The sequence below is a fragment of the Cryobacterium sp. RTC2.1 genome (genome assembly GCF_035018685.1).
In the GTDB taxonomy this organism is placed as follows: Bacteria; Actinomycetota; Actinomycetes; order Actinomycetales; family Microbacteriaceae; genus Cryobacterium; species Cryobacterium glucosi.
Genome location: NZ_JASJXJ010000002.1, coordinates 38,586 through 55,107, shown reverse-complemented (window position 1 = coordinate 55,107; position 16,522 = coordinate 38,586). Strand labels below are relative to the sequence as shown.

The following is a 16,522-nucleotide window of genomic DNA, read 5'->3' as shown; positions in this document are numbered from 1 at the left end:
CCCTGAGCGAACAAACGTTCGAATTCCGACCGCGACGTTGGGCGGTTGTTGATCAGATGTGCCCGGCCTTCTCCATCTGGCGGAGTTCGCGTTTGAGTTCGGAGACCTCGTCCCGGAGCCGGGCAGCGAGTTCGAACTTGAGCTCGCCCGCGGCCTCGAGCATCTGGCCACTGAGGTCGGCGATGATCGACTCGAGGTCGTTGGCTCCGTTCGCGGCGATGCCGGTGCGGAGCGGGGTCGCCGCGACCTTGCGCCGGGCGTCGCGACCGGCGAGGAGCTCGGCGGTGTCGGCCTCTTCCCGTGCGAGGATGTCGGTGATGTCGGCGATCCGTTTGCGGAGCGGAGTGGGGTCGATGCCGTGCAGGGTGTTGTAGGCGACCTGCTTTTCGCGGCGGCGGTCGGTCTCGTCGATCGCGCGTTCCATCGAGGCGGTCAGCCGGTCGGCGTACATGTGCACCTCGCCGGAGACGTTCCGGGCGGCCCGGCCGATCGTCTGGATGAGGGAGGTTGCGGAGCGCAGGAACCCTTCCTTGTCGGCGTCGAGGATTGCGACGAGCGACACCTCGGGCAGGTCGAGGCCCTCCCGGAGGAGATTGATGCCGACGAGGACGTCGTACACGCCCGCGCGGAGCTCGGTGAGGAGCTCGACCCGGCGCAGGGTGTCGACGTCGGAGTGCAGGTAGCGCACCCGGACGCCGGCCTCGGTGAGGAAGTCCGTGAGTTCCTCGGCCATCTTCTTGGTGAGGGTCGTGACGAGTACCCGCTCGTTGAGTGCGACGCGCTTGTGGATCTCCTCGAGGAGGTCGTCGATCTGTCCCTTGGACGGCTTGACGATGATCTGCGGGTCGATGAGCCCGGTCGGGCGGATGATCTGTTCGACGATGCCGTCTGCGATGCCCATCTCGTATTTCCCGGGCGTGGCGGACAGGTACACGGTCTGGCCGACCCTGTCCTTGAATTCGTTGAACTTGAGCGGCCGGTTGTCGAGGGCGCTCGGGAGCCGGAAGCCATGCTCGACGAGCGTGCGTTTGCGGGACGAGTCCCCCTCGTACATCGCCCCGATCTGCGGGACGGTGACATGGGATTCGTCGATGACCATCAGGAAGTCGTCGGGGAAGTAGTCGAGGAGACAGTGCGGCGCCTCCCCCGGTGACCGCTGGTCGATGTGCCGGGAGTAGTTCTCGATGCCGGAGCAGAAGCCGATCTGTTCCATCATCTCGAGGTCGAAGGTCGTGCGCATCCGAAGTCGCTGCGCCTCGAGCAGTTTGCCTTCCCGTTCGAGCTGGCCGAGCCGTTCGGCGAGTTCTTCCTGGATGGTGACGATGGCCCGCTGCATGGTCTCGGTGCTCGCGACGTAGTGCGAGCCGGGGAAAACGGACACGGATTCGAGCTTGCGGACGATGTCACCGGTGAGCGGGTGCAGGCTGTAGAGCGCCTCGATCTCATCGCCGAACATCTCGATCCGGATCGCGAGTTCCTCGTACATCGGGATGATCTCGATGGTGTCGCCGCGCACCCGGAAGTGGCCTCTGGAAAAGTCGACGTCGTTGCGCTGGTACTGCATCGCAACGAACTTGCGGATCAGCCAGTCACGGTCGACCTTCTGGCCCACCTGGAGGGCGATCATGGCCTCCATGTATCCCTCGGGTGTGCCGAGGCCGTAGATGCAGGACACGGTGGAGACGACGACGACGTCGCGGCGGCTCAGGAGCGAGTTCGTGGTGGAGTGCCTGAGCCGCTCGACCTCGGCGTTGATCGAGGAGTCCTTCTCGATGAAGGTGTCCGTCTGCGGGACGTACGCCTCCGGCTGGTAGTAGTCGTAGTACGACACGAAGTACTCGATGGCGTTGTTCGGCATCAGCTCGCGGAACTCGTTCACGAGCTGGGCTGCGAGGGTCTTGTTGTGCGCGAGCACGAGCGTCGGGCGCTGCACCTGTTCGATCAGCCAGGCGGTCGTCGCGGACTTGCCGGTTCCGGTGGCTCCGAGGAGCACGATGTCGGTTTCACCGGCGTTGATGCGTTCGGCGAGTTCTTTGATCGCGGTCGGCTGGTCGCCGCTCGGCGTGTATTCGCTCACGACCTCAAAGGGATGTACGGATCGCGTGGGTTCCATCCCTCCAGTCTAGATTCGACCACCGACACTCTCGGTGCCGGCTGAGTTTCCGGCGCTCCGCACGCGTTCCCAGAGCGCGTCGACCTGTCGCAGGGTGTGTTCCAGGGTGCCATCGGTGTCGATCACGACGTCGGCGATCGCAAGCCGTTCGGCATCATCGGCCTGGGCGCGGATGCGCATGGCCGCGTCCTCCTGGCTCATCCGGCGCAGGTCGACCATCCGTTGCATCCGGGTCTCCGGAGTCGCCTGGGTGACGACGACGAGGTCGAACGGATGCTCGACGGCCGCCTCGACCAGAAGGGGTACGTCGTAGACGACCACCGCCGAGGGATTCGCGAGCCCGGCTGCACGAATGCGTGCGTTCGTGAGCGACCGCACTGCGGGGTGCACGATCGCGTTGAGCCTCGCCAGGGCCGCCGGGTCGCCGAAGACGATCGCGCCGAGTCTGGGCCGGTCCAGCGCACCGTCCGGTCCGACGAGAGCGGTGCCGAACTCCGCCGCGATCGCCGCCAGGACGGGGCTGCACGGTTCGACGACCTCGCGGGCGAGGCGATCCGCATCGATGACGACGGCCCCGTGTTCCGTGAGGGCGCTCGCAACGGTGCTCTTGCCGGATGCGATCCCGCCGGTCAGTCCAATGAGGTACACCCCGGCAATGCTACCGATGTGGCCAGGGCGCAGAAAACCGGCCGGGCCCCGAAGGGTCCGGCCGGTTCTGGTGTTGCGGTGGAGCTGCGTGCTAGTTGTTGCTGCTGAGCTTCTCGCGCAGTGCGGCGAGTGCCTCGTCGTCAGCAAGCGTTCCGGCTCCGGCCGTCTCGCTCGAGAACGAGTTGCCAGCTGCGGAGGGAACGTCGCCGACGGCGATGATCTCGTCGTTCGCGGACGCGACCTGCTTCTTGTGGGCTTCCCAGCGAGCCTGGGCTGCAGCGTAGTCCTGCTCCCACTTCTCGCGCTGGTTTTCGAAGCCTTCGCGCCACTCGTTGGTCTCCGGGTCGAAGCCCTCGGGGTACTTGTAGTTGCCCTGGTCGTCGTACTCGGTGAGCATTCCGTAGAGCGCCGGGTCGAACTCGGTGCCCTCGGGGTCGACACCCTCGTTGGCCTGCTTGAGGCTCAGCGAGATGCGGCGACGCTCGAGGTCGATGTCGATGACCTTGACGAAGACCTCGTCGCCGACCGAAACGACCTGCTCGGCGAGCTCGACGTGCTTGCCGGAGAGTTCGCTGATGTGGACCAGGCCCTCGATGCCCTCTGCAACGCGAACGAACGCGCCGAAGGGGACGAGCTTGGTGACCTTGCCCGGTGCAACCTGGCCGATGGCGTGGGTGCGGGCGAAGACCTGCCACGGGTCTTCCTGGGTGGCCTTGAGCGACAGCGACACGCGCTCGCGCTCGAGGTCGACCTCGAGGATCTCGACGGTGACTTCCTGGCCAACCTCGACGACCTCGCTGGCGTGCTCGATGTGCTTCCAGCTGAGTTCGGAGACGTGAACCAGGCCGTCAACGCCACCGAGGTCGACGAACGCACCGAAGTTGACGATCGAGGAGACGACGCCCTTGCGGACCTGTCCCTTCTGGAGGTTGTTGAGGAACGTGGTGCGGCTCTCGGACTGCGTCTGCTCGAGCAGGGCACGACGGGACAGCACAACGTTGTTGCGGTTCTTGTCGAGCTCGAGGATCTTCGCTTCGATCTCCTGGCCCAGGTACGGGGTCAGGTCGCGAACGCGGCGAAGCTCGATGAGCGAGGCCGGCAGGAAGCCACGGAGGCCGATGTCGACGATGAGCCCGCCCTTGACGACCTCGATGACCGAACCGGTGACAACGCCATCGGATTCCTTGATCTTCTCGACGTCGCCCCACGCACGTTCGTACTGGGCGCGCTTCTTCGAGAGGATGAGGCGGCCTTCTTTGTCTTCCTTCTGGAGAACAAGGGCCTCGACCAGGTCGCCGACCTTGACAACCTCGGAAGGGTCAACGTCGTGCTTGATGGAAAGTTCGCGGGAGGGAATGACGCCCTCGGTCTTGTAACCCACGTCGAGGAGGACCTCGTCGCGGTCGATCTTCACAACGGTGCCCTCGATGAGGTCTCCGTCGTTGAAGAATTTCAGAGTCTTTTCGACCGCGGCAAGAAAGTCTTCAGCAGATCCAATGTCGTTGATGGCGACCTGCTTAGGTGCCCTATCGGTCGTTGCGATTGTCATGTAGTAGTTGCTCCAGGATGGACATAAGTCGGGCCATACGCGAACGGGTGGGGATTGTGGACTCCGCGCATGGCAGCGGATAGTTCGTCACAAACGTGACAGTCAAGCTTAGCTGTTTGCAGGGGCCACCGGCAACATCCGCTTGTCACGTCGTGTACGCGGAGAGACGTCAGGACAGCAGCGCCGCGCGGAGGGTGTCGAGGCCGACGCCGCCGAGGTCGAGGGCTCGCCTGTGGAAGTCCTTGATCGAGAACGCCGCACCCTCCCTGGCCGTGCTGGCGTCGCGGAGTTCCTCCCAGATGCGCTGGCCGATCTTGTACGAGGGCGCCTGTCCCGGCCAGCCGAGGTACCGGTTGACTTCGAACTGCACCGTGCTCTCGTCGACGTTGGCATTGCGGCGGAAGAAGTCGAAGGCGTGCTCGGCCGTCCAGACGCCGCTTCCATCCGGCAGGGTCTTGCCGAGGTGCACGCCGATGTCGATCACGACGCGGGCGGCGCGCATCCGCTGGCCGTCGAGCATGCCGAGACGGTCGGCCGGGTCGTCGAGGTAGCCGAGCTCGCTCATCAGGCGTTCGGCGTAGAGCGCCCAGCCCTCTGCGTGCCCTGACGTGCCCGCGAGCTGGCGACGCCAGGTGTTCAGGATGCCGCGGTTATGCACCGCCTGTCCGATCTGCAGGTGGTGGCCAGGAACACCCTCGTGATAGACGGTCGACAGTTCGCGCCAGGTGGAGAACTCGGTGACGCCTGCCGGAACCGACCACCACATCCGGCCCGGCCTGGAGAAGTCGTCGCTCGGCCCGGTGTAGTACACGCCGCCGTCCTGCGTCGGGGCGATCAGGCACTCGAGCGCGCGGATCTCCTGGGGGATGTCGAAGTGACTCACCGACAGTTCGGCGACGGCGCGGTCGCTCGTCTCCTGCATCCAGCGTTGCAAGGCCGCCGTGCCGTGCAGGGTGCGGCTCTGGTCGGCGTCGAGGTGGGCGATGGCCTCCTGCACGCTCGCTCCCGGGAGAATCTGCCTGGCGATGCCCTCCTGCTCCGCGACCATCCTGGCGAGTTCCTCGATCCCCCACTCGTAGGTTTCGTCGAGATCGACAGCGGCCCCGAGGAACCGGCGGGACTGGAGCGCATAGATCTCCCGGCCGACCGCATCCGCCTCTGGCGCGGACCGTTCGAGCTCGTCGCCGAGGAATGCGGCCAGCGCGGAGTATGCGGCGGCGGCGGCGCGGGCGCCGGACCCGAGGTCGGTCGCGAGACTCGCGGGCAGGCTGCCCGTCACGGGACTCGCCTCCGCGGCGAGCGTGGCGAAGAAGCCCGTCTTCGCCGCGTGCCGGCGTGCCTGAACTGCGACCTCGCGCACCTGGCGCTTCGCGGGCATGATGCCTTCGCGGATGCCGAGGCGCAGGGTCTCGATGTAACCCGCGACGGCCTCGGGCACGGCGCCGAGCCGCGTGGAGATGGTGCGCCAGTCCTCGACGGTTTCCGTCGGCATCAGGTCGAAGGCCGCGCGGATGTCCTGCGCGGGCGAGGCGAGATTGTTCAGGTCCCGAAGCGGCAGGCCCGCATCGGCGCTCTCGACGCTGAGGGCGAGTTCGCTGCGCAGATCCGTGCGGGTGACCTCGTCGACCGCGTCGACGACGACAGCGGCATCGAGGCGCCTGATCGTTGCGAGAGACGCGAGGCGATGCCGTTCCAGGCCCGCCGGGGAGTAGTCGCCATACCGGTCGGCGCCCACGCTGCGGCCGATGTAGGTGCCGATCGTGGGATCGAGGTCGACGAGGGTGTCGACCCAGTCTTCCGCGATCGCATCAATCGCTGTGGGCGTACGCACGGTGTCTTGGCTCATGGACCGAGCCTAGATCACCGTACCGGCAGCGACACAGGGAGCGAGCCGGGACCTCAGTGCGCCGCGGCGTCCCAGTTCGCACCCCTGCCGACCTGCACGTCCAGGGGCACGAGCAGCGCAGCGGCGGTCTCCATCCGGTGCGTGACGACGGTGCGGAGAGCGTCCCACTCGCCGGGCGCGACCTCGAAGATCAATTCGTCGTGCACCTGGAGCATCATCCGGGACTCGAGGCCTTCCTCGAGCATGTCCTCCGCGATGTTGTTCATTGCGATCTTCATGATGTCGGCGGCCGAGCCCTGGATCGGGGCGTTGAGCGCAGCCCGCTCCGCGTTCTCCCTGAGCACGCGGTTGGAACTGTGCAGTTCGGGGAACGGGCGGCGGCGCCCGAAGATCGTCGCCGTGTACCCGTCGACCTTGGCCTGTTCGACGACGTGCCGCAGGTAGTCGCGCACGGCGCCGAACCGGGCGAAGTAGTCCGTGATGAGCTGGCGTGCTTCCTTCTGGTCGATCCGGAGCTGCTTGGAGAGGCCGAAGGCACTCAGCCCGTACGCGAGTCCGTAGGACATGGCCTTGACCTTGCTGCGCATCTCGTTCGTGACCTCCTCCGGCGTGACCCCGAAGACGGATGCGCCGACGAAGCGGTGCAGGTCTTCTCCGGCGTTGAAGGCCTCGATCAGCCCGGCGTCTTCGGAGAGGTGCGCCATGATGCGCATCTCGATCTGGGAGTAGTCGGCCGTCAGCAGGCACTCGGCGTCCGGGCCGGAGTGGAAGGCTGCCCGGATCCGCCGGCCTTCCTCTGTGCGCACGGGGATGTTCTGAAGGTTCGGATCGGCCGAGGAGATCCGGCCTGTGGCAGTGCCGATCTGCACGTAATTGGTGTGGATGCGCCCGGTCGCGTCGATCGCCTTGTCAAGGGTCTCGACGATCTGGCGGAGCTTGGTCGCGTCCCTGTGCTGCAGGAGGAGACCGAGGAAGGGATGCGGGTTGCTCGCCTGGAGATCGGCGAGGGCGCCGGCATCCGTCGTGTATCCGGTCTTGTTCGCGCGGGTCTTCGGCATGCCCAGTTGCTCGAACAGGACCTCCTGGAGTTGCTTGGGCGAGCCGAGGTTGACCTCGCGGCCGATCTCGGCGAACGCGCCCGCCGCGTACTCCGCCGCCCGCTCGCCGAGCTGGGCCGACAGGACGGACAGCTCCTCGTGTGACACGGCGACGCCGGTGAGTTCCATGTCGACGAGGGTCAGCAGGGTCGGCATTTCGATGTCGGTGAGCACAGACTGGGAACCCGGATCGAGCAAGGCCCCGAGCGCGGCCGAGAGCCGGTAGGCGTACCAGGCCTCGGTGGGCACGCCGCCAGACTCCGACTCGTCCGGCACCAGCTGGTTGGGGTCTGCGACAGGGAGCGTCTCGTCGAGGTAGCGGGTGACGAGGTCGGCGAGGGTCTTGTCCGGCCCGCCCGGGCGCAGCAGCCAGGCAGCTACGAGGGTGTCGGTGACGAGCCCACCGAAGCCGAGGCCACTGCGGCGCAGGGCCTTGAGCTGGTGCTTGGCGTCGTGCATGATCTTGGGCGCGTCGCTCGCGAGCCAGTCCTCGAAGGGCAGGTAGTCCGTGCGTCCCGGCTGCCACGGAAGGTTCACGGACTCCTCGAGCCCGGACACACCGAAACCGATCGCCTTGCCGTCCTGCACCTCGACCTGGAGGCCGAGTCCGCCCGGGTTGGCCGCTACGACCCGGGTGAGCCAGGCATCCAGCTCCTCGTCGAGAAGGTCCTTGGCGACCGGCGCGGAGGGCGCATCGTCACGCTCGACCGGCACGACGGTCGCGCCAGACTCGTCCGCGCCGCCCTCGAGCTTGATCACGCGTTCGAGCAGGTTCTTGAACTCGAGGCGACCGAAGACCTCGCGCACGGCGGCTTCGTTGATCGGGGCGCGGACGAGGTCTGGCAGTTCGACGGGGAGGTCGAGGTCGGTCACGAGCCGGTTGAGGCGGCGATTGCGGATCGCGTTCTCCTTCTGCTCGCGCAGGTTGTTTCCGACGACACCCTTGATCTCGTCCGCGTGTTCGAGGATGCCGGCAAGGCTGCCGTAGAGGCCGAGCCACTTGACGGCGGTCTTCTCGCCGACCTTGCTGATGCCGATCAGGTTGTCGCTCGTCTCGCCGACGAGGGCCGCGACATCGGGATACTGGGCCGGATCGATGCCGTACTTCTCGCGCACACGTGCCGGGTCGTACCGGGTGAGCGCCGAGACGCCCTGGCTCGCCGGGTAGAGCAGGGTCACGTTGTCGTTGACGAGCTGGATCGAATCCCGGTCGCCGGAGACGACGAAGACGTGGTACCCCTCCGCGGTTCCGCGGACGGACAGGGTCGCGAGGATGTCGTCCGCCTCGAAGTCTTCCTTCGTGATGGTCGTGATGTTCATGGCCGCGAGGGCCTCCTGCAGGAGCGGCACCTGACCTTTGAATTCCGGAGGGGTACTCGCCCGGGTTCCCTTGTATTCGGGGTATTCGCGGGTGCGGAAAGAGGCGCGCGAGATATCGAAAGCGACGGCGATGTGCGAGGGGTTCTCGGTGCGCAGCAGGCTCAGCAGCATCGAGATGAACCCGTGAATGCCGTTGGTGTGCTGGCCGTCCCGGGTCTGGAAACTGTCGACCGGGAGCGCATGGAACGCCCGGTAGGCCAGTGAATGGCCGTCGATGATCATCAGGGTAGGCTTTTCGGAATCCGACACACAGACAGCCTACAAGCGTCGTCCGACGGCGCAGGGCCCTATCCAAGGTGACCATGACCCAGAAGACCGAAGACGCCCTCAGCTGGGTGCAGCAGCGCGGCGGCGGGGCCCTCGCCGACAAGATGGGCATCGAATTCCTCGAGTTCAGCCTCGAGCGGGCGGTGGCACGGATGCCGGTGTTCGGCAATACCCAGCCGGCCATGCTCCTGCACGGGGGCGCCTTCGTGGTGCTCGGCGAGAGCCTCGGATCGATGTCCGCGAACCTGCACGCGGGACCGGGCAAGCTCGCCGTCGGCATCGAGATCAACGCGACGCACACCCGCTCGGCGACGAGCGGCTGGGTCACCGGCGTCTGCACGCCGATCCACCTCGGGCGCACCCTGACGACCCACTCGATCGAGATCGACGACGATCAAGGCAGGCGCTGCTCGACGATCCGGATCACGAACCTGATCACTGACCGCCCCGGCATCGCCTGATCTGTCACGCCCGCCGTGCACACACGACAAAGGCGGGCCCGGTCGCCATTGACCGGACCCGCCTTTCGTGTGTGCAGTGGTGCTACTTCTTTGCGGAGAGCTGCTCGATGATCGCCTGGGCGACATCGTGCATGGTGAGGCGGCGGTCCATCGACGCCTTCTGGATCCAGCGGAACGACTCCGGTTCGGTGAGGCCCATCTTCTCGTTGAGCAGGCCCTTGGCCCGGTCGACGAGCTTGCGGGTCTCGAAGCGCTCGACGAGGTCGGCGACCTCGGCTTCGAGGGTGATGATCTGGCTGTAACGGGACAACGCGATCTCGATCGCGGGCAGCAGGTCGTTCGGGGTGAACGGCTTGACGACGTATGCGAGTGCGCCGGCTTCCGTCGCCCGCTCGACCAGTTCCTTCTGGCTGAACGCGGTGAGGAGCACAACCGGGGCGATGTGCGCCTTGGTGATCCGCTCCGCGGCCGAGATGCCGTCGAGGTGCGGCATCTTGACGTCCATGATCACCAGGTCGGGTCGCAGCTCGGTCGCCAGGGCCACAGCGGTTTCGCCGTCGCCGGCCTCGCCGACGACCTCGAATCCGGCGTCACGAAGGATTTCGACGATGTCGAGACGAATGAGGGACTCATCCTCGGCCACGACAACACGGCGAGGAGGTACTGGGGTTGAATCTTGGTCGGTCACGGGTCAAAGCCTACGGTATTCTGAACCAGGTGTTGTGAGCCGGTGTGGCGGAATGGCAGACGCGGAGCACTCAAAATGCTTTGTTCGAGAGGACGTGTGGGTTCGAGTCCCACCACCGGTACCAACACAGGTCAGTCATGATGCGGAACTCGGGCGAATCAGGCGCCGGTGGCCCACACGTGAAGCTCCGATTGTGTGATCGAGGCGGTCTGCGACGGCGTCCAGGTCGTCGTCGTCCAAGAGGTCTTCTGCATCAGCCAGATGGCGACTAGTCCCGTTTCGCCAGTCTTGCCGAGGTATCGTGTGCGCATGGCTGACCGCATCGGAACTCTCGTCATATTCGGAGCGGGCGGGGATCTCTCAAGGAGGTTGCTTCTTCCGGGCCTGGGCCAGTTGCTCAGTAGCTCCCGGGGCTACGATCTTCGCCTGATCGGTGTGGGATCCGATCCCATGACGAGTGCGCAGTGGCGTTCCCGTGTCGTCGAGTCCTTCGCCGCAGGGGGATCCGAGAGCGCCCGGTCTGCCAGGGTGGCGAACAACTCGATATACCTCCAGGCCGACGTGACGAAACCAGCTGACCTCGCTCGCGTGCTTGCTGCCGCAACGGGCACACCGGCGCTCTACTTCGCTCTGCCGCCGAACGTGACGATTCTCTCGATCGCTGCACTGGGGAAGGTCAGGCTGCCTAAGAACACCGTTCTCGGGATGGAGAAACCGTTCGGCACCGACTTGCGCAGCGCCCAGGCGCTCAATAGGCAGCTCGTGAGGCTTCTGCCAGAGAACCACATCCACCCGGTGGACCACTTTCTGGGAAAGTCCACGGTGCTCAACCTGCTCGGCCTCCGTTTCACCAACCGCTTGTTCGAGCAGGTCTGGAGCGCAGAGCACATCGAGCGAGTGGATATCGTCTTCGACGAGACCCTTGGCCTCGAGGGTCGCGCCGGGTATTACGACAAGGCGGGCGCCCTCGTTGACATGATCCAGAGCCACCTGCTTCTCGTGATGGCGCTCACTGCGATGGAGCCCCCGTCGAGTCTGGACGCCGACGATCTGCGCGGATCAATGGCCCAGGTACTCCGCGCCACCCGCGCGTGGAAGGGCGACCCGGTAGCCAGCAGCCGCCGTGCCCGATACACCGCCGGCACAATTGACGGGCGAAGACTTCCCGCTTACGTGAAAGAGACCGGCGTGACTCCCGAACTCGACACCGAAACACTCGCGGAAGTGACCGTCGGGATCGAGAACTGGCGTTGGGCCGGCGTTCCATTCCGACTTCGGTCGGGAAAAGCCATGGCCGACCGCCGCCAACAGATCGTCGTAACTTTCAAGGACGTACCGCACCGGCCCTACGGCTTCACCGGCAACCCCGGTCCCGCGCGGCTCACTATCTCGCTCACCCCGGACAGTATCGATCTCGACCTCAACATCAACGGCGAAGATGATCCTTTCGCTCTCGACCGGGTCAATCTTCAGGTGCAATTCGCCCAGGGAGAACTAGGCCCGTACGGCGAAGTACTGCACGGAATCCTCTCCGACGACCCCACCCTTTCGGTGCGTGCAGACGCGGTGGAAGAGTGCTGGCGCATTGTCACTCCGATCCTCTCCGCCTGGCGCAAAAGCTCCGTACCTCTCGACAACTATCGAGCCGGCTCCGCGGGGCCAACCACCTGGCGCTAGAAGAACTCCTCCCGTGGTCGGCCTCGTCCGGGGTTCCCAATCCGAACCGCACGGGGGATGATCGAGCCAACACCTCGAGCGCGAACACTCACCGTTTGACATTGTCGCGGAGGAAGAAGGCACCGATGGGGGTCGCCACACCAGGAGACCAGCTGCCAGCGCGCCTGGGACCGCGTAACGATCCGCCGGTGCGGCTGCCCGCTCGGCGGCCGTTGCCGGTCTACGCGTTCGATCCGATGTCAACTCGACTGAGCGGCCGATTTTTGACGGTCGATGTTCCGTTCGAGCGCGATTTGGAGCCGGGACCATCGGGCCGGCTGGTGCAGGTCGTCGACTACGACGCGGCTCGCGATGTCTGGTATCGGCCGGTCGATCTGAATGATCCGGCGATCCTGGCCCAGGGCGGGCTTCGTCCGTCCGAAAGCGATCCGCGCACCCACCAGCAGGTTGTCTACGCCGTCGCGATGAGCGTGATCGAACGGTTCGAACGTTTCGGTGGGCAGCGTTTCCGCTGGCGGGGCGGGCGGGAGTTGCGGATCGTGCCGCACGCGTTTGAAGGCCGCAATGCGTTCTTTGATCCAACGCGGCGTGCGGTGCTCTTCGGCTACTACAAGGCCGACGAACGCGATCCGGGATCGAATCTGCCCGGCCAGGTGATGTTCACGTGCTTGAGCGTCGATGTTGTGGCGCACGAAGTGACGCATGCGATCGTCCATCGCATCCGCAAGTACTTCTCGGAGGCATCGAATCCGGATGTGTTCGCGTGGCACGAGGCATTCGCCGACCTGGTGGCGCTGTTTCACCACTTTCTCTTCCCGGACGTGGTGGCTGAGGCGGTGGCCAACTCGAGCACAGACCTTCGGGAAGGGTCGGCATTGCTCGACCTGGCGCTCGAATTCGGGGAGTCGACAGGCCGCGGTGCGGCGCTGCGGTCGGCCATCGGGTCGCCGCGCACGCCGGACGCGTTCCTGGCGGCGACCGAGCCGCACGCGCGGGGGGCGTGCTTCGTGGCGGCGGTCTTCGACGCCTACCTCGACACCTATTTGAAACAGATCAACGATCTGCGCCGGCTGGCAACCGGCGGAACCGGAGTCCTCCCACCAGGGGCCTTGCCAACCGACCTGGTGAAACGGGTGACGGTCGAGGCGATCCGGAACGCAGACCGTATCCTCGGGATGGTCGTGCGGGCTTTCCAATACCTGCCGGTGGTCGACGTGACGTTCGGGGACGTGGTCCGCGGTATCGTGACGGCCGACCGGGCGCTCTACCCGGATGATGCGATGCGTTTGAGGACGAACCTCGTGGAAGCTCTGCGGCGGCGCGGGATTTATCCGCCGTCGGTGTCCTCGCTGACAGAAGAAGCATTGACCTGGCCGGGGCCGGCGGATCCGGCACTCAGCCTGACCCGCGGGGCACACAGTGTCGACTTGGCGCCCCTCATCCTGGAGGCGACGCAGAACCTCGACTTGGGCGGCGAGGCGTCGACGACCATCACCGGAGCGGACGCGGACCCGGAGATCGAGGGGCCGGACAAGTCGGATGCACGGCCACGGGTATCCACTCGTGCGCGACCCGCGGTTCCGGCGGTTCCGGCGGTTCCGGCGGTTCCGGCGGCACAGTCGGGAGCCCTGAAACCGGCGTCGGCGACGACAGCGAATTCCGCGACGGTCGTGGCGCTCATCGAGTGGGGCAGGTATCACGCGTACGAACTCGGCCTGGATCCGGACCTCCCTCTGGAATTGGTGGGCGTGCACGCGGTGTTCGTGCAAGCATCCGACCTGCAGCCCCGGCCGATCGTGGTGGCGCAGTTCGCGCAACGCCATCAGGAGCTCGAAGACCAGTCCCTGCCCGCGGGTAAACGCATGGCGATCCGAGCGGGAACGACGGTCATCGCCCGCGTCGACGGGCAAGTCGTGCACGTGGTGGCCAAGCCACTTCCCTTGTCGAACCCCGATGCGTTGACGAAGCCGGAGACATTCACCGGGAAACCGGACGCGGTGCGAGCGTTCGCGGAATCGAGTGCTGCGATCGGTGCGAAGCGGGCGAAAGCGCTGCAGACGTGGAGCGACCACGTGACGTCGGCGGATGCGCTCGCGGCCTGGACCGACCAGCCCTCGCTGCTTCGCATGACGTTCGCGTCTCTCCACGCCGCAGAGGAGGTCCCGATGCCGAAAGTCGTGCCCCATGCCTGACCAGACGACCGTTGCCGTGCGGATGTACAACGTTGGCTTTGGTGACTGCTTCCTGGTCACGATCACACGAGGTCTACAGGTGTGGCGGATGCTCGTCGATTGCGGTGTGCACAGTCAGGGCCGCGCGACGATCAACGGTGTCACCCGGGACATTTCCGATGTGGTCCACACGGTCATCGCGGACCTCACAGCGGTTGCCGCTGCCGGCTCTCCCCCGCACCTCGACGTTGTCGTCGCCACCCACCACCACCAGGACCACATCAGCGGCTTCGCGGTCGACGAGTGGACCAGCGTCGATGTCGGCCAGGTGCTGGTCCCGTTCGTGGAGGACACGAGCGATCCGGCTGCCCAGGCGCTGCGCAATTCACTCGTGTCCACAGCGACCCAGATCCACGGTTTCATCGAGGCGAAGGCCCAGACGAACTCAGGGGATCTGCCGGCTCCGCTAGCATTGGCCAGCGCCCTGGCAGCCAACTCGATGGGCAACGCGAAAGCAACCGACCGGCTGCTCAGCCGCAACGGCACCCAGTTCAAGAACACGCCGCCGGTCATGTTCGTTCCCAGCCGGGACCCCGCGAAGAACGTGATCGCCGTGCCCATCGAGGGGGTGAGCATCCACCTGCTCGGCCCGTCGCGCGATCCGAAGCAGCTCGCGTTGATGGACCCGCCGGTGTCAGCACAGTGGCTGCAACTCGATCCCGACCAGCACCCCGACGACGACGACGAAACACCGACCATCTTCGATCCGATCTATGTAGTGGCGGACGAGGACGTCCAGTCGATCCCTTCGGAGCTGAGGGACGCGCGCGCCTCCCTGCGCCTGACCCAGCTCGGCACCGACGACGACGCGCTGCTCGACGCAGCGGCCGTTCTCGAACGCTCCGTCAACAACACGAGCGTGTACTTCGTGCTCGACGTGTCCGGGACGCGGTTGCTGTTCGTGGGCGACTCGCAGGAAGGCGCCTGGGAGCACGTGCTCGACGACCCCGTGTCGAAGGCTCTGGTCAGCAGTGTCGCGTTCTACAAGATCGGGCACCATGGATCGCACAACGCGACTCCGAAGCCGTTCGTTGAGTCCGTGCTCGGGCAGGGGGCCTATGCGATGCTGCCCTGGGGACTGGTCAAACAGTGGGAGAACACCATTCCCAAGGCAGAACTTCTCACGGCCCTGGCTCAACTCAACACGCATGTGGTTCGAGCGGATGCGCCAGTCGCCGCGCCACCGGCTGTAGTGGTGGACCCGGGACTGCTGTGGAGTCAGGTGACCTTCACGGTGTAGTAGGTCGGGTCGCTACGGCCACTGGCGCGGGATGCTCCGTAGGCGCCGGAGCGGACTCGATCGGATTGGCGGCTCGGACCGGGACGGGCGCGAGGTCGATCCAATTCGGGTCAGCCCACTGCACGCCCGATGGGATCCGCGTTTCATAGAGGCCCGGGGCCTCCATACGGGGCCTGACGCTGGAGTGGATGAACGCGTTCGCCGGGATCGGGCGTGTTCGGTCGATAAAGATCTTCCACATCCAGCTATTCGCGTGCACGGTTCCGTCGGCGCTCAGCTCAGTGACGGTGCACGCTTTCGCGTACGGACCAGGTTCAACGAGCATTCCCTCCTCAAGGGCGCCCTCGACGATCCACTTGAGGGTGACGTTCGAGAGGCGCGGGTCGTCCTCGAAAGTGCCCCCGACATCCGTGTGCACACCCGCGAACCAGACCTCCTCAAGCTGGGACTGAGGGGACGGCGTGACGAGGTATTCGCGGAAGGGTCGGCGCTTCTCATCGATCGACACGGCATGACGCACGCGCACATCATTGTCCAGCTTGCGCGTATAGGGCCATTTGATATCCCATTTGAGGAATCCAGCCGCCTTCACCGTGTCGAATGCGCCGAGGTACGCGACGCGCACGGTACTCCGCCCGTTGACTTTGCGGGCGAAGTTCTCGGAGAACTCGTCGATTCCTGCCCAGAATGCCCTCGACGCGACAGTCTGCGGGGTGCGAGGTGCGGCGCTGGTGGGGGTCTTCCCGCTCGGGGTGGTGACGCCGTCCTGTCCCTGGGGACGGTCATCCTTGCTGCGCTTGGTGAACTCGGAAACTGCATAGGGCACGAGGTTCTCCGAGCCGGCATGAAGAAGGCCGATCGTGCGCAGCATGCCTGATAGAGCGCGGGCGGTGTATGCGCCGCGGCTGAATCCGAACACGAAGATGCGGTCACCCGGATTCCACTCCCGCATCAACCATGTGTATGCCTCGCCCAGGTTCTGGCGAAGCCCATTGCCGAACGCAAGCCCGCCGACGCGCGAGAGCCAACGCGCGAGCGGACCCCACGAGGCCGACGACGAGAATGTGCCCACCCCCGGGTCGTAGTAGGCGATCTGTTTCGTCGGGTCGGTGAGGTCGAGCATCCCGAACACCTTGATGACGTTCGAGTCACCCCGTGCTCGCGGCTGGGCGCCCGTGCCATCAAGACAGATGACCAGATTCCTAGCCATGAAGTTCCTCCCCTGGCTCGCGTAGCGGTATCAACCGGACGGGTAACAAGATAGCCGTGGTTTGAGCGCAGTTACCAGAGCGATCACGCGGGATGGGTGCAGCGGGACCGTGCTT

Annotated in this window: 11 protein-coding genes and 1 tRNA gene; 5 read left to right on the top strand and 7 right to left on the bottom strand. The window is 65.6% G+C overall.

What is annotated here, in order from left to right:
* Positions 1-52: 52 nt before the first annotated feature.
* The 5 genes from uvrB to polA form a co-directional block, all read right to left on the bottom strand.
* Complete coding sequence (uvrB, locus tag QN357_RS00585; RefSeq protein WP_134448699.1) at positions 53-2,113, bottom strand: excinuclease ABC subunit UvrB; 2,061 nt, start codon at positions 2,111-2,113, stop codon at positions 53-55.
* Between the two features lie 9 nt (positions 2,114-2,122).
* Positions 2,123-2,761 carry a dephospho-CoA kinase gene (coaE, locus tag QN357_RS00580; RefSeq protein ID WP_322135803.1) on the bottom strand — a complete coding sequence of 213 codons (639 nt, stop codon included), beginning with the start codon at positions 2,759-2,761 and terminating at the stop codon, positions 2,123-2,125.
* A gap of 91 nt (positions 2,762-2,852) precedes the next feature.
* A complete protein-coding gene (gene rpsA / locus QN357_RS00575; protein WP_134448701.1) occupies positions 2,853-4,310 on the bottom strand; it encodes a 30S ribosomal protein S1 in 1,458 nt (485 codons plus the stop codon).
* A gap of 169 nt (positions 4,311-4,479) precedes the next feature.
* Positions 4,480-6,156: a DUF885 domain-containing protein gene (locus QN357_RS00570; protein WP_322135802.1), complete on the bottom strand. Its 1,677-nt coding sequence runs from the start codon at positions 6,154-6,156 to the stop codon at positions 4,480-4,482.
* 53 nt (positions 6,157-6,209) lie between these two features.
* Positions 6,210-8,882, bottom strand: a complete 2,673-nt coding sequence (polA, locus tag QN357_RS00565; RefSeq protein ID WP_134448703.1) for a DNA polymerase I — start codon at positions 8,880-8,882, stop codon at positions 6,210-6,212.
* A gap of 53 nt (positions 8,883-8,935) precedes the next feature.
* On the opposite strand from polA, the gene QN357_RS00560 reads away from it, so the two are divergent.
* Positions 8,936-9,361 (top strand): hotdog fold thioesterase, encoded by a 426-nt coding sequence (locus tag QN357_RS00560; RefSeq protein WP_134448704.1) that lies wholly within the window; start codon positions 8,936-8,938, stop codon positions 9,359-9,361.
* An 82-nt stretch (positions 9,362-9,443) separates the two neighbouring features.
* Here the strand turns inward: QN357_RS00560 and QN357_RS00555 are convergent, their stop codons facing one another.
* Positions 9,444-10,049: an ANTAR domain-containing response regulator gene (locus QN357_RS00555; protein ID WP_134366651.1), complete on the bottom strand. Its 606-nt coding sequence runs from the start codon at positions 10,047-10,049 to the stop codon at positions 9,444-9,446.
* Positions 10,050-10,087: 38 nt separating this feature from the next.
* Between QN357_RS00555 and QN357_RS00550 the strand changes: the two genes are divergently transcribed.
* From QN357_RS00550 to QN357_RS00535, 4 genes are all read left to right on the top strand, one after another.
* A tRNA-Leu gene (locus tag QN357_RS00550) sits at positions 10,088-10,173 on the top strand.
* Between the two features lie 185 nt (positions 10,174-10,358).
* Complete coding sequence (locus tag QN357_RS00545; RefSeq protein WP_323504282.1) at positions 10,359-11,726, top strand: glucose-6-phosphate dehydrogenase; 1,368 nt, start codon at positions 10,359-10,361, stop codon at positions 11,724-11,726.
* A 125-nt stretch (positions 11,727-11,851) separates the two neighbouring features.
* The gene (locus QN357_RS00540) at positions 11,852-13,918 is read left to right on the top strand and encodes a hypothetical protein (RefSeq protein ID WP_323504281.1); all 2,067 of its coding nucleotides are present in this window, start codon (positions 11,852-11,854) and stop codon (positions 13,916-13,918) included.
* Positions 13,911-15,197 carry a hypothetical protein gene (locus tag QN357_RS00535; protein WP_323504280.1) on the top strand — a complete coding sequence of 429 codons (1,287 nt, stop codon included), beginning with the start codon at positions 13,911-13,913 and terminating at the stop codon, positions 15,195-15,197. The genes QN357_RS00540 and QN357_RS00535 overlap by 8 nt, the downstream gene beginning before the upstream one ends.
* Here QN357_RS00535 and QN357_RS00530 read toward each other — a convergent pair.
* Positions 15,187-16,407, bottom strand: a complete 1,221-nt coding sequence (locus QN357_RS00530) for a DUF2235 domain-containing protein (protein ID WP_322135797.1) — start codon at positions 16,405-16,407, stop codon at positions 15,187-15,189. The two genes, QN357_RS00535 and QN357_RS00530, sit on opposite strands and share 11 nt — an antisense overlap.
* Between the last annotated feature and the right edge of the window lie 115 nt (positions 16,408-16,522).